This window comes from Arthrobacter sp. SE2 (assembly GCF_058244265.1).
In genome coordinates this window covers 22,246-36,334 of the sequence record NZ_JBZAYA010000029.1, presented here as the reverse complement: position 1 = coordinate 36,334, position 14,089 = coordinate 22,246, and the positions used below count along the sequence as shown (strand labels likewise).

The following is a 14,089-nucleotide window of genomic DNA, read 5'->3' as shown; positions in this document are numbered from 1 at the left end:
GTGTTGTCCAGCCGGTGAGTTCTTTGGTGTGGTTGCAGGCTTCGCACAGGCCCGCTCCGTTCGTCAGGCTCGTTGTGCCGCCGTCGTGCCAGGGGACGATGTGGTCGAAATGCCTGATGGGCGCGTCGCAATACGGGGTCCGGCACGTGTCGTCACGGGCCTGGATGAAGCGCCGCATGCCTGCAGGGAAAAGCCGGGCCCGGGAATCGGTGGCGACAAGGTCCCCGGTTCCGGGGGCGGTGAAGAGCCGCCGGAGCCAGACCTTCAGGTCCTGGTCTTGGCCGGGTTGGCCGGATTCATTGTTGCTCCCGTGGTTCCCGGTGAGCAGTGTCCTGGCCCAGCCGGCGGGGACGATGCTGTAGCCGGGCAGGCGTGCCGGTTCGGCATCGCCCTGGAAGAGGGTGCGGTCGGTCATGAGGAGCTGGACCTCGACGCCGCTGATGCCTGCGGGGGTTCCGGTGGTGCGTTCGACGAGGGTGTCGGCCATGATCTGGCCCCGGGACCGGGTCTCCCCTGCGTTGCGGAGGGTGTCGGCGTGCCGGGTCAGGGCCGCATGCACGGCCACGCCCTGCGCGACGGGGAGCAGGGCGGTCAGGTAGGTCATGGTGTCCGGTGCCGGGCGCAGGCTCACGTGCCGTTCGGTGGCGGCGTGGCTGGCGCGTTGCGTGGCGGAGCGGGGGTCCCGCCGGTAGGCCGCGGTCCTGGCCGCCGCGATGATGGCCTTGTCCCCGGCACCGTCGAAGACTCCCGTGTCGGCCGCGAGTTCCTCGTCCACGGCGCAGCGGTCCTCGGCGGACAGGCAGGCTGTTTCCTTCACCAGCAGCGTCGCCCGCCATTCGTTCAGCTGCCCGGTCTCGAGGGCGGCGAGGGTGTGCGGCATTTCGGTGACGAGGGCTTTCGCGAAGCCGGAGAGCCGGGATCCGCGGACCGGTGACTCCCGCCGGGCAAGGGCGATTTGTGCTCCGACGCCGCGACCCTGCTCCTCGGCCGGTACACCCGCTGCCGCGTCGGCGCTGCGCTGGGCGGTATCGAACGCGACCGTGATCCTCGCCTGCGCAGCCGCGGCCGCGGACTTCAAGTCCTCCAGGGCACGCAACTGGTTGATCAACTCGGCCGGTTCCATACTGTTCGTGAGGCTTGGGTGAAGCGATCCCACAGCATTGATCAGGTCCTGCACACGGACGGCAGGGACAGCCTTCGGAGCCGAACCGCCCGACGGCGCGCCCGCTCTGATCAGCTGTGTTCTCCGAATGCCGGCCATAAACCAAGCATTTCAGGGACCTACGACATTATTAGGCCAAAAAGACCCGTCCAATCGAAAGAAATTAGAAAGAATTTGAAGAACCACATAGGCCAGGCGATCGATAGTGACCTGCACCCCTTGCCGCCTCCACCAAAACCACAACGGCGGGGTGCCGCTTCCCATGGAAGCCGCACCCCGCCGTCGGATCGTTAAACCGCGCTCGTTAGAGGCGGAGAGAAACTACGCCGAAACCAGGTTGTGCCAGTCCGCGACGAGGGGCAGGTTGTGCGCCTCGGAGACCGAGCGGTGGGTGACCTGGCCTGCCGCGATGTTGAGGCCGGCTGCCAGGGCGGGGTCGCGGTCGAATGCGGCCCTGACGCCCAGGTTGGCCAGTGACACCGCGTAACGCAGGGTGACGTTGGTCAGAGCGTAGGTGGACGTGTTCGGAACGGCGCCCGGCATGTTGGCGACGCAGTAGAAGATCGTGTTGTGGACCTTGTAGGTGGGTTCCTGGTGCGTGGTGGGGTGCGTGTCCTCGAAGCAGCCGCCCTGGTCCACTGCAATGTCCACCAGCACGGAGCCGGGCTTCATGCGGGAGACGAGCTCGTTGGTGACGAGCTTGGGGGCCTTGGCGCCCGGGATCAGCACGGAACCGATGACGAGGTCGGCGTCGACCACGGACTTCTCGATCTCGTACGCGTTGGACGCGACGGTCTTCAGGCGGCCCTGGTAGAGGGCATCCAGTTCGCGGAGGCGGTTGATGTTGATGTCCATGATGGTGACGTCGGCGCCCTGGCCCAGGGCCATGGCGGCGGCATTGGTACCGGCAACACCGGCGCCGAGGACAACAACCTTGGCCGGACGGACACCGGGGACGCCGCCCAGCAGCACGCCCTTGCCCCCGGCCGGAGCCATGAGGGAGGAAGCGCCGACGACAACCGACAGGCGGCCTGCGACCTCGGACATCGGTGCCAGGAGGGGCAGGGCGCGGCCGTCCTGGACGGTCTCGTAGGCGATGGCCGTGACGCCGGAGTTGATGAGTTCCTGAGTCAGCTCGGGCTCGGCGGCCAGATGCAGGTAAGTGAAGAGGATCAGGCCCTTGCGGAAGCGGTGGTACTCGGCACTGATGGGTTCCTTGACCTTCATGACCATGTCAGCGCGTGCCCAGACGTCGTCGGCTTCAACCACGATCTCCGCGCCGGCAACCGCGTATTCCTCGTCCGTGATACCGGAGCCCAGGCCTGCGCCGCGTTCCACCAACACGCTGTGGCCGTGGGTGCGGAACTCGTTAACGCCCGCGGCCGTGATGGCAACGCGGAATTCGTTGTTCTTGATCTCTTTGGGGACACCGATGATCATTTTGGGCTCCATGTTCGAAAGGCTTCAACGGCCTTTTTCTCTGCGGGGGACTGTGATTCCAGAATAAATCCGCTGTGAGCCAGGCGACAGGAAAGGCGATCACCCCTGTCGCTGACTTCCCCGGAATTCCGGGGTTTTTGCGGCCCGCGACTCGACATTTGTCGATATTGAGAGCGTCAGGTGTCGCCTGATGTTCGTCGGGCAAAGTAGTGTTTTCTCCATGCAGCAGGACGTGGAGAAGATCGTCGAGGACGTCGCACTCAAATTGGGCCGCGGCCTCTCCCTGGAAGACCTCGACGGCGTGCTGCTCGCCTACAGTTCCAACCAGTCCCACGCCGACCGTGTGCGCGTGAATTTCCTCCTGAGCAAGCGTGTCCCGGTGGACGTCAGTGCGTGGCAGCTCTCGCACGGCATCGCTACCGCGGTGCGTCCCGTCGTCGTGCCTGCCAATGAGGAACTCGGGATGGTAGGACGCGTCTGCGTCCCGCTGCTGGTGCGCGGATTCCGCGTCGGGTACCTCTGGGTCCAACAGGACCTTGACGAGCAGACCGCGACGGCGATACTCGCCGAGCTGCCGGGCGTCCGGGACGAGTTGGACCTCCTCGCGGGGTTGCTGCTCGATTCCAATACGGCCGAATCGGAGTTCCGGCGCCGCCGTGAACAGGAATTCCTCGCTGCATGCCAGGGCGAATCCAATGCGGTGGCGGCCGTGGCGGGATGGAAGGAGGTCCAAGGCCGGGGACCGTGGCAGCTGGTTACCGTGCTCGACGCGGAAGACAGTGGCGGAGTCTCGGATCCGATCGCGGCGACCCTGACGCACCGTTCCGCCGCGCTGCAGGCCACTATCGGGGTCGATTCCGTGCTTTTCAGCGCCGGCACCGAGACGCACTCGGTCCTGTTGTTCCGCGAAACCGGCGGACGGGCAGAACATGCCCAGGTCATGGTCCACTATCAGCTGGAACTCGCCAAGCGCGCCGGCCGGAAGGTGGACCGCGTCATTCTGGGCATCAGTGAGCCGTTTTCAGTCATCCGCCAACTGGGCCGGGCGTACCGGCAATCGAAGCTCGCGGCCCAGGCTGCCGCCGTCGATCCTCCACTCGGCGAGCTCGTGGACAGCCGCTCGGCCGGGATCTATCAGTTGTTCGAACGGCTACAAGCGCCCGGCGGTTGGGACGATTCGGGCTCGGCACATTTCCAGGAGATCGAGGACGCCGACCGCAACGGCGAGCTGCTGCCCGTGCTCGAACTGCTTTACGACAGCGACGGTTCGGTCCAGGACGTGGCCACGAAGCTGCACTTGCACCGGAGCAGCATCTACAACCGGCTGGCCAGGGTCCGCCAGCTTATCGGTGCTGATCCGTTGAATGGCGCTATCCGCCTCGAACTCCACGCAACGCTCAAAGCGCGTCGCTGGGCGGGCCGACCGCGGATTTGAAGCGCTGGTAGCGGAAGCCGCGTTGGCCTACTTGTTGAACTGCCTCAACTGAAGGCTGCAGCGCCAGCGGTCCGGGCGGTACTGAATCATCTGTGTCCGGGTGTGCCGGCAGCACCGTCCGTGCCACTCGACGGCAAATGTTCAATGCCCTCCCATCCTCACTGCAGTGCCTTGGTTGCTGCGTCCAGAATCGACCCAAGATCAACGCCCGGTTGGGTAGGCGGTGGCGTAGGCGTGGGGCTGGCCGGGGTCCGTGGCTTCCAAGAACCTGTGGGCCCAGGCGTTGGAGACGCTGGATCCGTCGGATCCGGTGTCGGCGTGGGGGTCGTTGGCCCTGTTGGAACCGGGCTGGGAGACGGCGCGGGCTGGGCCGGAACCGGACTGGAAGGAACAGGCACCGGGCCGAGGCTTGGGGGCAGGGCCGACGGGATTGCGCCAGGAACCTGGACGGAGATCGACGGCGCCGGGACACTCGACGGTTCGACGGCGGCGGGTCCTTGCGGCGAATGTTGCGCCGGGTCCGCGGCGGTCTGGCCGGACTTGGCGCTTGGTGTAGCTGCTGAAGGTGATGCCGCAGCGCTGGGGGACGTGCTTGCCGTCGTGGACGGAGCGCCGGATTGGGTGGAGCCTTGGCTGTTAGCGCTGGCAGCGTCCTGGGCACGGGACTCCTGGCCGAAGAAGGGCAACTCGAGGGCCTGGCCCAAGGAACCGGCGGCCAACAAGATGCCTAACGCACCTGTCACCACTGCCATTCGGTTGCTCATGGTCCGGACGGCGGCGGCCTTTTTGAGGACGGCGTGTGGTTCACGGCTGAAGGACGAACCGGCGAGCGACGCCGGACCGACGCCGGGACGGGGTGCCGCCGGAATTTCCGTTGCAGCAGCGTTCTCGGCTTTTGTCGACTCAGCTGTCGCGCGAGCCAGGGTCGCAGCAGACACAGTTGGAATGGCTGCGGTGGCGGGTTCTGACGGCGCGGAGGCTACCGTTGGGGAGGACACTGTCGGAATGGCCGCGGTTTCGCTGGCTTGGGAAGCCCGCTTCCGTTCGGCCGCGCGGGCGGCCGCCCGCGTGGTGGGCACCGCCGTCGTCGGGGTTGCCGCAGGGGCGGGTGCCGCCGTCGTCGGGGTTGCCGCAGGGGTGGGTGCCGCCGTCGAACTCAAAGGTTCGGAAGCCGGCGCAGCGATGAACGGTTCGCTGTCTTTGGCCCGACGGCGTCCGGTTGCTTTGGTGCTCTCGCCCGCCGCTTGGGCACGGCGAGGCTGATCCATGGTTGGGGACATGGTGATTGCCTCTCAACGCCTTCGAGGTTAGCTGTCGGGTTCGGACGAGGCCGTCCGGCCGCGCATGGCGGCTTCACCCCAAGGGCCTGAAGTGGGCCCGGAGACTCTGGGTCCCCCGTCTCTGCCGCGGGTCTGGCGGATTCCGTGTTGCGGCAGAGCTCGGCGTCAACCCGGAAGCGGCCCGGTTGGGGACTGGGTCGCCCCTCGACGTTACAACAGCCGGCATGCAAAGTCACATTTGAATAACGGGCGCGGTGACCCGTTTTTGCCCGGTTTGCCCGGCGATGAGTCCGGCGACGTGTTCGGCGTCGCGGCCGACTCCGCCAACGAGGCCAGAGGTCAACCCGTATTGGAAGGGCATACCCACGAAGAACAGTCCCGGGAGTTGTTCCACGGCGCCCCGACAGGTGAGCGGCCAGCCGTCAGCATCCGCGGGAAGTCCTGGGATCCAGCCGAAGTCCGGTCGGTAACCGGTAGCCCAAATCACCGTGGACACCGGGATCGCGTGGCCTTCGTCAGTCAGTGGTTGGCCATCGCGTGTCCCCGCCAGGCGTGGCACGCGGGTGACTCCCGCCTCGTCGAGCTCCCGAGTTGAGGTCCGGATCAGCGGCGCGCCGCGCTTGGTGAACCCGACAGCGACTTTGCGGCCGATAGGGGTGGATCTGTTCAGCACCTTGTGGATGAAAAGCCACCAAAGTCCGCCGGCGTATCGCGTCACCGGGCCCGGAACGTGGAACGGAGGGGTTCCGGCGATGTAAGTGCGGTGGGTGGGTGCGAGCTCCAGGGCGATTTCGACGCCGGAGGTGCCTGAGCCGACCACCAGGACATCCCCGGGCGGAACGGAATCCGGGTTGGCGTATTCCGCTCCGTGCAGTTGGTGGATTCCGGGATCAAGGTCCTTCGCGAATGCCGGGATCCTTGGTTGTGTATTCGGGCCCGTGGCAACAACAACGTTCTTGGCCAGGATCGACCCGGAGCCCGACTGCACCCGGAACCGGCCGTCCTCCCGCTCGATGCCTACGACCTGTACGCCATGGCGTACCGGGATTTCCCAGTTCCTGGCGTACTCCTCGAGGTATTCGGCCATGGCGTCTTTTCGGGGGAAGCTCCCTCGGGCGGCGGGAAATGGCATGCCGGGAAGGGAATCGTGCTGCGCCGGGGTGAAGAGCCGCAAGGAATCCCATCGGTTCCGCCACACGTCGCCGACGCGGTCCTGCGAGTCCAGGATGAGGAAGTCTTGCCGGTGTTTCTCCAGATGGAATCCGGTGGCGAGCCCTGCCTGCCCGGCGCCCACAACTACGGTGTCCACTGGCTCATTGCTGTCCATCGCGAAGCCTCCTGAGGTGTTCGAGGTCATTAGAATAGCATTCCAGTCACTGGAATGCTATTCTTTTTTCGTGGAAATCCGGCACAATGACAGGCGGGTAGCTCAAGCTGCCGCAACCAAGGCTGCCGTTGTCGAGGCCGCCCGGCAGCTGTTTCTGAGCAGGGGATACGTGGCCACCACCATCGGGGCCGTTGCCGAGCAAGCAGGTGTGGCTGTGCAGACCATCTACAACTCCGTGGGCAACAAGGCTGCGCTGCTCTCGGCCGTGGTCGACGCGACGGCCGCGGGTCCGGATGCTCCGCGCACCGTCCCGGAGACAATGCGCGAGCGGACTGCCGCAGCCGCTGACGCCGGCGCGGTCCTGGCGTTGTTGGCCGACTGGTTCGCCGAGGTGCATCCGCGCAGCAGCCAACTGTTCAGCGTCATGAGGCAGGCCTCCGCCGTCGACGCCGAAGCGGCAAAAGTGGAGCGGGACCGGGCCGAAACCCGGCTGCGGAACTATGCGGAAGCCGCGGCTGCGCTCAGACGGCGCGGGGCACTGACCTCCGGCCTGAGCGACGAGCAAGCCGCTGCAGTGATCTGGTCGGTGGGTCATCCGGACACCTACCGATCACTCGTGCTGGATTTCGCCTGGGGGCTGGAGCGCTACCGGGATTGGGTCCACGCGGCGCTCAAGGCGGCCCTCGCCTAGCTTTCCGCTACTCGCTGGTGGATTCCTCGTTGCTCGCGACCGTCTTCTTCTGGTTTTCCAGCCACGCCATGATGTCCGCAAGCCTGATGCGGCGGTGCGTGCCTCGGTATTCCACCGGGATTTCGCCACGGTCGGTCATGTTTCGCAGGTAGGTGTGCGAGATTCCCGCGAGCTCGGCCGCCCTCGACGTCGTGAGCATTTCCTCCACGCTGCTCACGGTCACCGCTTCGCCTCGGCCCAGCCTGCCGAGGAGGTCGACGACGGCGTCCCTCGCCTCATCCGGCAGCCGGTGGACCGTGCCGTCCACGAAGACGGTGATGTCGTTGCTGTCCTGGAGTGAGCGCGCCAGGTTCCGGGCGTCGTCCGCGGCCAAGCCAGGCGTCACGCGGGGAGCTATCAATGCCATGGCAGAAGCCTAGCCGCGCTCGAGGCTGCGCGCTTACGCCGCCGTGTTAGATTCACGCCTATGGTCAACTACCCCGCCAACCCGGATCCAGGCCCTGCCGTGGCCGCGGCAATCGAGCTACTGGTCCGGCAAGGTTACGACGCGACCTCCGTGGACGACCTCGCCGATGCCGCCGGGATCAGCCGAAGCACGTTTTTCCGCAAGTTCGGTTCAAAAGAGGACATCGTTTTCGCCGACCACGATCGTATTCTGGCGCGGGTCCAGGAGTTCCTTGCGGGGACGACGGCGGATCCGTTACGTGCCGTCGTGGACGCGGCGCTCTTGGTCTTCGGCCACCACGCGGGCAATCGGAAGACTTCCGTTGCCCGCTACGAACTTCTGCATCAAGTGCCGGCCCTTCGTGATCGTGAACTGGTCATGACACATCGTTATCAGCGGGCATTTAGGAATCATCTCCTTTCTGCGCTGCCCGAGGGTGAGGGCCGGGAGGTGACGGCCGTGGCCTTCGCCGCATCGATAGTCGCCGTGCACAACAGCGTCCTGCGCCAATGGCTGCGGGCTGTTGCTGCCGGCGAACGCGTCGAGGGTATTGAGTGGGTCGAGCGTGTCGAGCGCGAGGCGCGGGAAGCTGAAGCCCATGAGTTGGCCGCCCGGCTTGAGCGTGAATTGGGCGCCTTGGCCGATACCTTTGCCCGTGTTTCAGCCGGGCCAGCGGGTAGCGAGGCGGCCGGTGGGCCGTCCGCGGAAAGCGGTCGTCCCGCCGTCGTGGTTGCTGTCCTGGATCCGGCAGCGGGTACCGAACAGATCCTTCAAGCGGTCCGGGACGCCCTGGCTTAGCTCTTGATCCCGCAGAATTCTTTACTGACATTGAGTTCCTTGACATGAAACTGAGTGTCAGCGCATGCTGGGAGTCGTAGATCGCAACCCCAGAGCGAGGATTCCCCATGACGACGACGTCCGACAGCACTTGCGAAGAACTGGATGCAGTTTTCCCGGCGGGCACTGTTTTCCCGGCCGGCACCATGGAGCCCGAGTACGTTCTGAACGAATCCCTGGACCCGGACCCGGCCTCCGTTTTCAAGGACATCAGCGGCGAAGACCGCGTGTACTGGGACCGGGCGCGGACCTTTGTCCAGGACGAAGTGCTCCCGGTCATTGCAGGATATTGGGAGCGCGCTGAGTATCCGCTGGACTTGGTGAAGCGCTTGGGTGAACTTGATCTGCTGCGCGACGGAATCAACATCGACGGGTTCCCGGCCATGAGTAAAACCGCCGCCGGACTGGTCACGATGGAACTGAGCCGCGGGGACGGCTCCATCGGCACGATTGTTGCGGTCCAGGGCGGTTTGGCTCTGCGGTCCGTGGCCGAATGCGGTTCCCCCGAGCAGCAGGCCCGTTGGCTTCCAGCGCTTGCCCGGGCCGAGGAATACGGCGCCTTCGCCTTGACCGAGCCGGCGCACGGCTCCGACTCGGTGGGACTCGAGACGACTGCGACGGCCGTCGAGGGCGGTTATGTGCTCAACGGCGAAAAGAAATGGATCGGCAACGGCTCGATCGGCGGCCTGACCGTCGTCTGGGCTCGTGGCGACGACGGGCAAGTTCACGGATACCTTGTCCCGCAGGATTCGCCCGGATACTCGGCCACGACCATCGAAGGCAAGCTCTCACTCGGGCCATCTGGCAGGCACACATCCGCCTTGAGAATGTCTTCGTTCCGGCGGAAAACGTGCTCCCCGGTGCCCGGAGTTTCAAGGACACGGCCGGGGTGCTCTTGGCGACCAGGCTGGGAGTTGCCTGGTCCGCCGTCGGGCATGCCACTGCCTGCTACGAAACCGCTGTGCAGTACGCCGCCCAACGCCGGCAGTTCGGCCGCCCGCTGGCCGCCTCGCAGATTGTGCAGGAGCGTCTTGCCCGCATGCATTCCGAGCTCGCGATCATGCAGCTCATGGTCATGCAGATGACCAAGCTGGACGAAGAGGGCGTGCTGACTTCCGCGCAGGCGGCGCTCGCGAAGTTCACGTGCACCCGCACTGCCCGCAGCATCGCCTCGAACGCCCGCGACCTGCTCGGTGGCAACGGGATCTTGTTGGCCAACCGCGTGGCCCGGCACTTCGCCGACATAGAAGGCATCCATACCTATGAAGGCACAGAGACTGTCCAAGCGTTGATCATCGGACGTTCGATCACGGGTATCTCCGCCTTCGCCTAAGGGCATCCCCCGTCATACGCTCGCTCGGATATGTGGCCAAAATCCCGGACGCTCGCTCAGATATGAGCCATATCGACGCAGGGCTCGCTCAGATCAATGCGGACGCTAGGGCCCAATGCACCCCACCACTGCTATCGCGAAGCCACCCCACGCGCGCTTCTTCTTGGTCTCACGACCAAGCCCACGCTGTTCGAGGAGCGTCAGCCCTCCGGATCGGAGAAGTTCGGCCAGACGCTCCCGCGACGGCGGTGTCCTGTCCACGCCGAACATCAACGGTTCACCCGCTGCCTTGGCCGCCGCCCTCCCGAACCGCCAGTAGGGCATGCTCGACTCAAGGGTCTCGGTTGTGAAGTAGTCGAATGCGAGCAAACTGCCGTTCGCGCAACTCGCGATCTTGCGCAGCGTGTCCTCGATCGCTTCCCGGTCGAGGTACATCGTGACGCCTTCCCAGAGGAAAAGTGCCGGACGCCCGAGGTCGAACCCCGCGTCCACGAGTTTGGCGAGCCAATCATCCTTCTCAAAGTCCGCGGGCACGAACGCGACCTTGCGTGAGTCGATTCCTGCCTTGTCCAGTATTTCGCGCTTGACCGCCTGCGTCTTTGGGGCATCTACCTCGAAGGAGTTGACGGACGTGTCCCGCGGGAGGCGGTAGGGGCGTGTGTCGAAGCCGGCGCCGAGGATGACCAACTGGTCGGTCCCGGGAAGTGTACGGTCCACGGCGCCGTCGAAGAACGCGACCCTGGCTGATGCCTCGGCTTGTGGAGGTATCTCGCCCTCAAAGGGGTACCGGAAGGTCTTCGGGACGAAACCGGTGACGCGGTGCGCGAAGAGCGTCGGCCAGAACGCCAACCGCATGCCCAGCCAAGGAACGCCGGGGAGCAGGGGCAACAGCCGGTTCGCTGCCTGGTCTTCGCGCACGCCGAAATTGTGCATCGCCCACCTCGCGGAGAGCGGAGCCTGCGCGCTTGACGAAACCCCGGAAGGCTTCGCGGCCAGAAGCTTCCCGACCCAAATCACATAGCCGAGCAATGAGACCGGAAGCAGCACGATGCTGAGCGCATAGAACGCGACGGCGGCGTCCGGCTTGCGCATTTCCCGCTCCTTTCAGCTAATCAACGGTGAGCGAGCGTTCGACGGGAAGCGGTTATATGTGAGCGAGCGTCGGACGGGAAGCGGTTATATGTGAGCGAGCGTCGGACGGGAGGCGGCTATAGGTGAGCGGGCGTCGGACGGGAGGCACCTACTCCGCGTCGAGGTCCGTTTCCAGCACCGTCACCAGGGAATCCAGGGCAGCGTCGGCGCCGTCGCCCTCGGCGCGAAGCACGACGACGTCGCCCTTCGCGGCGCCGAGCGTCATGAGCGAAAGGATGCTGGCGGCGTCGAGCGCGTCGTCAGCAGGCGAATCGGCCATCGCGATGGTCACTTCAACCGGGGATTCCCCCGCGGCTTCAGCAAAAATCGCAGCCGGGCGGGCGTGTAGTCCGGAGCGGCTGGCGATGGTGGCGGTGCGTTCGGGCATGGTTTCTCCTTGTGTTCAGGTAGGGCAGTACAGCGGGGCTCAGAGCCCGAGTTCCTCGAGGATCGGCAGTTTCGCGCGGACCCAGGCCTTTGCGTCGAGCGCATCGGGTGCGCTGAGCGCCAGCCGGGCCAGCTCTTGGGCCTGTTCCAACGTCACCGTCTTGAGCACGGTTCCGACGGCGGCCAGCGAGCGGGCGGTCATGGACAGTGTGGACACGCCCAGGCCAACGAGCACGACGGCGAGGGCCGGGTCCGCGGCCGCTTCACCGCAGACGCCAACGGGTTTGCCGTTGCCCTCTTCCGCTGAGCCCGCGACGGTCAGCTGAACGAGTCGCAGAACCGCGGGCTGCCACGGGGTGTTGAGTTCGGCAAGGGGACCGAGTTGCCGGTCGGCGGCCATGGCGTACTGCGTGAGGTCGTTGGTGCCTAGGGACGCGAAGCCCACGTGGCGCAGGACCGACGCCGAGGTCAATGCCGCGGAGGGAACTTCCACCATCACGCCAGGCGTCTTGATTCCCGCGGCATCGCACATCGACGCGAAGTGGGCAGCCTCGGCCGCAGTCGAGATCATGGGTGCCATGACCCACACCTCGGCTTCTGATTCGTCGGCAGCGATGGCGATGGCCTCGAGTTGGCGGTCCAAAACACCGGGCGTGGTGAAGTCGGTCCGGTAGCCGCGCACGCCGAGGGCCGGGTTGGGTTCGGTGGCGTCGGTGAGGAAGGGAAGGGGCTTGTCGGCGCCCGCGTCGAGGGTCCGGAGCACCACTTTCTTGCCCGGGAACGCGTCGAACACGCCCCTGTACGCGGCAGCCTGTTCCAGCACGGTCGGTTCTGTGTCGCGTTCCAGGAAGCAGAATTCGGTGCGGAAAAGGCCTACGCCTTGGGCGCCCAGCGCAGCGGCCGCGGCAGCGTCCTTGGCTCCGCCGACGTTGGCGAGGAGGGGCACCAAGTGGCCGTCCGCCGTCGTGCCGTTTCCGTCAAAAACCGCCAGTGTGGCGGCATTTTCCACCCACGCGATGGCGGCCGCGCGTTGCTCTTCGGTGGGTTCGAGGGAGAGTGAGCCGGCCGCGCCGTCCACGAAGACTTCGGCGCCGTCAGGAATTTCGTCCACTCCGCGGGCCGCGACGACGGCGGGCAGGCCGAGCGAGCGCGCGATGATCGCCGTGTGGGACTGCGGTCCGCCGCCCGAGGTGACCAGTGCTGTCACGACGGCGGGGTCCAGCGTTGCGGTGTCGGCGGGAGCGAGGTCCTCGGCCACCAGGATGAACGGAGTGTCCGACGCCGGGATCCCCGGTGCGGGGACTCCGCGAAGTTCGGCGACGATCCGCGCGCGGACGTCCAGGACGTCGGTGGCGCGCTCGGCCATGTATCCGCCCAGGTTGTGGAGCATTTCGGACACGGAGGCGCCGGCTTCCCAGATCGCGCGTTCGGCGGAGCTGCCGTTGTTGTTGATGAGCTTGGCGGCCGACTTCAGGAGCATGGTGTCCTTGGCCATGAGCGCGGTGGCTTCCAGCACGGCCTTACCATCTCCGCTGGCTTTGTCCGCGCGTGCTTTGAGTTCGTCGTGGACCGATTGGGCCGCCGCTTTAAGGCCCGCGACGGCGTCTTCCGCGGTTGTCGATGCGGCGAGCTGCTCGCCCGACGGCGGTTCGCTGACTGGTTTGGGCATCTGACGGATAGTGCCAATGACGCGGCCCGGGCTGACGCCTACTCCTTGGAAATTCTGCACTGAAATCCTCTGTTCCTGCTCTCGGATCGGACCCACCGGCTGCGGCGCCTCGGGGTCCGAAAAAATCTCCTGTGATGCACTTCATATAGCGTTGCTATAGGTGCTAGGGTAGCGGCTATGAGTTTCGATGACCAGCTTCCGCCCAAAACTCGGCTGCTCCGTGCAGCTGCCGAGTTGCTGGCGAATTCGGACGGGTCGCCGGTCTCTACGCGCCAAATCACCAAACTTGCCGGCGTCACGGCGCCCACGCTTTACCACCACTTCGGCGACAAGGAGGGGTTGTTCGACGCCGTCGTTGCAGCCGGCTTCGAGGAGTACGTGGCGGGAGAGCGGGACTTCGCACCCTCTGGGGAACCCCTGGAGGATGTCCGCCGGATGTGGGACAACCACGTCCAGTTCGGACTTACCCAACCGCACCTTTACCTGGTGATGTTCGGCAACATCCGTCCGGAGAGCAGGCCGGCCATCGTGGCTGATGCCGAGTCGCTTCTAGAGGAGATGCTGAGCAAGGCAGCCATTGCCGGGCAGATCAACGTACCCCCGCGCGAGGCAGCCAGGAGCATCCTGGCGGCCAACGTCGGCGTCACGCTCATGCTCATTGCAGAGCCTTTGGAAGACCGGAATCTCGAGCTTTCCACCATGACCCGGGATTCCATGATTTTCGCCGTGTCCACGGAAACAGCCCGTGGCGCCGCAGCAGACGACTCCGGCAAGTCGTCGGTTGTTGTTGCGGCTATCGCGCTGAATGCGGCACTCCAAGCCTCACATTCAGACCAGCTATCCAGTTCGGAACTGAAGCTTTTCCTTGAATGGCTTCACCGAATCTCCAGCAGCTCCTAGAGCTGTCCTCCTTCGATAGTTATCGACTGATCCCGCACTGATGCGGGGCTCA

At 65.5% G+C, this 14,089-nt stretch carries 12 protein-coding genes, 1 pseudogene and 1 riboswitch; of the genes and pseudogenes, 6 read left to right on the top strand and 7 right to left on the bottom strand.

Annotated features, from left to right (window positions below; all coding sequences use genetic code 11):
* Together AC4CS3_RS22610 and ald are read right to left on the bottom strand one after the other, a co-directional pair.
* On the bottom strand, nucleotides 1-1,261 hold a 1,261-nt coding region (locus AC4CS3_RS22610), incomplete at its 3' end, for an HNH endonuclease (RefSeq protein ID WP_490785334.1).
* Between the two features lie 222 nt (nucleotides 1,262-1,483).
* Complete coding sequence (gene ald / locus AC4CS3_RS22605) at nucleotides 1,484-2,602, bottom strand: alanine dehydrogenase (protein WP_490785335.1); 1,119 nt, start codon at nucleotides 2,600-2,602, stop codon at nucleotides 1,484-1,486.
* A gap of 220 nt (nucleotides 2,603-2,822) precedes the next feature.
* Between ald and AC4CS3_RS22600 the strand changes: the two genes are divergently transcribed.
* The gene (locus tag AC4CS3_RS22600; protein ID WP_490785333.1) at nucleotides 2,823-4,037 is read left to right on the top strand and encodes a PucR family transcriptional regulator; all 1,215 of its coding nucleotides are present in this window, start codon (nucleotides 2,823-2,825) and stop codon (nucleotides 4,035-4,037) included.
* Between the two features lie 144 nt (nucleotides 4,038-4,181).
* Nucleotides 4,182-5,300, top strand: coding sequence for a hypothetical protein (locus AC4CS3_RS22595; RefSeq protein ID WP_490785332.1), 1,119 nt, complete (start codon nucleotides 4,182-4,184; stop codon nucleotides 5,298-5,300).
* Between the two features lie 19 nt (nucleotides 5,301-5,319).
* Nucleotides 5,320-5,465, bottom strand: a riboswitch (cyclic di-AMP (ydaO/yuaA leader).
* 84 nt (nucleotides 5,466-5,549) lie between these two features.
* Here AC4CS3_RS22595 and AC4CS3_RS22590 read toward each other — a convergent pair.
* Complete coding sequence (locus AC4CS3_RS22590; RefSeq protein WP_490785331.1) at nucleotides 5,550-6,674, bottom strand: flavin-containing monooxygenase; 1,125 nt, start codon at nucleotides 6,672-6,674, stop codon at nucleotides 5,550-5,552.
* Nucleotides 6,675-6,714: 40 nt separating this feature from the next.
* Between AC4CS3_RS22590 and AC4CS3_RS22585 the strand changes: the two genes are divergently transcribed.
* Nucleotides 6,715-7,335 (top strand): TetR/AcrR family transcriptional regulator, encoded by a 621-nt coding sequence (locus AC4CS3_RS22585; RefSeq protein WP_490785330.1) that lies wholly within the window; start codon nucleotides 6,715-6,717, stop codon nucleotides 7,333-7,335.
* Between the two features lie 7 nt (nucleotides 7,336-7,342).
* Here the strand turns inward: AC4CS3_RS22585 and AC4CS3_RS22580 are convergent, their stop codons facing one another.
* Nucleotides 7,343-7,741 carry a helix-turn-helix domain-containing protein gene (locus tag AC4CS3_RS22580; RefSeq protein WP_490785329.1) on the bottom strand — a complete coding sequence of 133 codons (399 nt, stop codon included), beginning with the start codon at nucleotides 7,739-7,741 and terminating at the stop codon, nucleotides 7,343-7,345.
* 60 nt (nucleotides 7,742-7,801) lie between these two features.
* Between AC4CS3_RS22580 and AC4CS3_RS22575 the strand changes: the two genes are divergently transcribed.
* A complete protein-coding gene (locus AC4CS3_RS22575) occupies nucleotides 7,802-8,578 on the top strand; it encodes a TetR/AcrR family transcriptional regulator (protein WP_490785328.1) in 777 nt (258 codons plus the stop codon).
* A gap of 107 nt (nucleotides 8,579-8,685) precedes the next feature.
* A pseudogene (locus AC4CS3_RS22570) lies at nucleotides 8,686-9,950 on the top strand (acyl-CoA dehydrogenase family protein).
* 105 nt (nucleotides 9,951-10,055) lie between these two features.
* Here AC4CS3_RS22570 and AC4CS3_RS22565 read toward each other — a convergent pair.
* The 3 genes from AC4CS3_RS22565 to ptsP form a co-directional block, all read right to left on the bottom strand.
* The gene (locus AC4CS3_RS22565; protein WP_490785327.1) at nucleotides 10,056-11,042 is read right to left on the bottom strand and encodes a class I SAM-dependent methyltransferase; all 987 of its coding nucleotides are present in this window, start codon (nucleotides 11,040-11,042) and stop codon (nucleotides 10,056-10,058) included.
* Nucleotides 11,043-11,190: 148 nt separating this feature from the next.
* Nucleotides 11,191-11,469 carry an HPr family phosphocarrier protein gene (locus tag AC4CS3_RS22560; protein ID WP_490785326.1) on the bottom strand — a complete coding sequence of 93 codons (279 nt, stop codon included), beginning with the start codon at nucleotides 11,467-11,469 and terminating at the stop codon, nucleotides 11,191-11,193.
* 39 nt (nucleotides 11,470-11,508) lie between these two features.
* Entirely contained in the window at nucleotides 11,509-13,197 is a 1,689-nt protein-coding gene (gene ptsP / locus AC4CS3_RS22555; RefSeq protein ID WP_490785325.1) for a phosphoenolpyruvate--protein phosphotransferase, read from the bottom strand.
* A 117-nt stretch (nucleotides 13,198-13,314) separates the two neighbouring features.
* Here ptsP and AC4CS3_RS22550 point away from each other — a divergent pair, with 117 nt between their 5' ends.
* Nucleotides 13,315-14,037 (top strand): TetR/AcrR family transcriptional regulator, encoded by a 723-nt coding sequence (locus tag AC4CS3_RS22550; RefSeq protein WP_234751842.1) that lies wholly within the window; start codon nucleotides 13,315-13,317, stop codon nucleotides 14,035-14,037.
* Nucleotides 14,038-14,089 lie beyond the last annotated feature (52 nt).

What these genes read in the sequence shown, in the direction of transcription:
- ald (WP_490785335.1), bottom strand. Translation starts at nt 2,602, where the DNA reads ATGATCATCGGTGTCCCCAAAGAGATCAAGAACAACGAATTCCGCGTT.
- AC4CS3_RS22600 (WP_490785333.1), top strand. Translation starts at nt 2,823, where the DNA reads ATGCAGCAGGACGTGGAGAAGATCGTCGAGGACGTCGCACTCAAATTG.
- AC4CS3_RS22595 (WP_490785332.1), top strand. Translation starts at nt 4,182, where the DNA reads ATGCCCTCCCATCCTCACTGCAGTGCCTTGGTTGCTGCGTCCAGAATC.
- AC4CS3_RS22590 (WP_490785331.1), bottom strand. Translation starts at nt 6,674, where the DNA reads ATGACCTCGAACACCTCAGGAGGCTTCGCGATGGACAGCAATGAGCCA.
- AC4CS3_RS22580 (WP_490785329.1), bottom strand. Translation starts at nt 7,741, where the DNA reads ATGGCATTGATAGCTCCCCGCGTGACGCCTGGCTTGGCCGCGGACGAC.
- AC4CS3_RS22575 (WP_490785328.1), top strand. Translation starts at nt 7,802, where the DNA reads ATGGTCAACTACCCCGCCAACCCGGATCCAGGCCCTGCCGTGGCCGCG.
- AC4CS3_RS22565 (WP_490785327.1), bottom strand. Translation starts at nt 11,042, where the DNA reads ATGCGCAAGCCGGACGCCGCCGTCGCGTTCTATGCGCTCAGCATCGTG.
- AC4CS3_RS22560 (WP_490785326.1), bottom strand. Translation starts at nt 11,469, where the DNA reads ATGCCCGAACGCACCGCCACCATCGCCAGCCGCTCCGGACTACACGCC.
- AC4CS3_RS22550 (WP_234751842.1), top strand. Translation starts at nt 13,315, where the DNA reads ATGAGTTTCGATGACCAGCTTCCGCCCAAAACTCGGCTGCTCCGTGCA.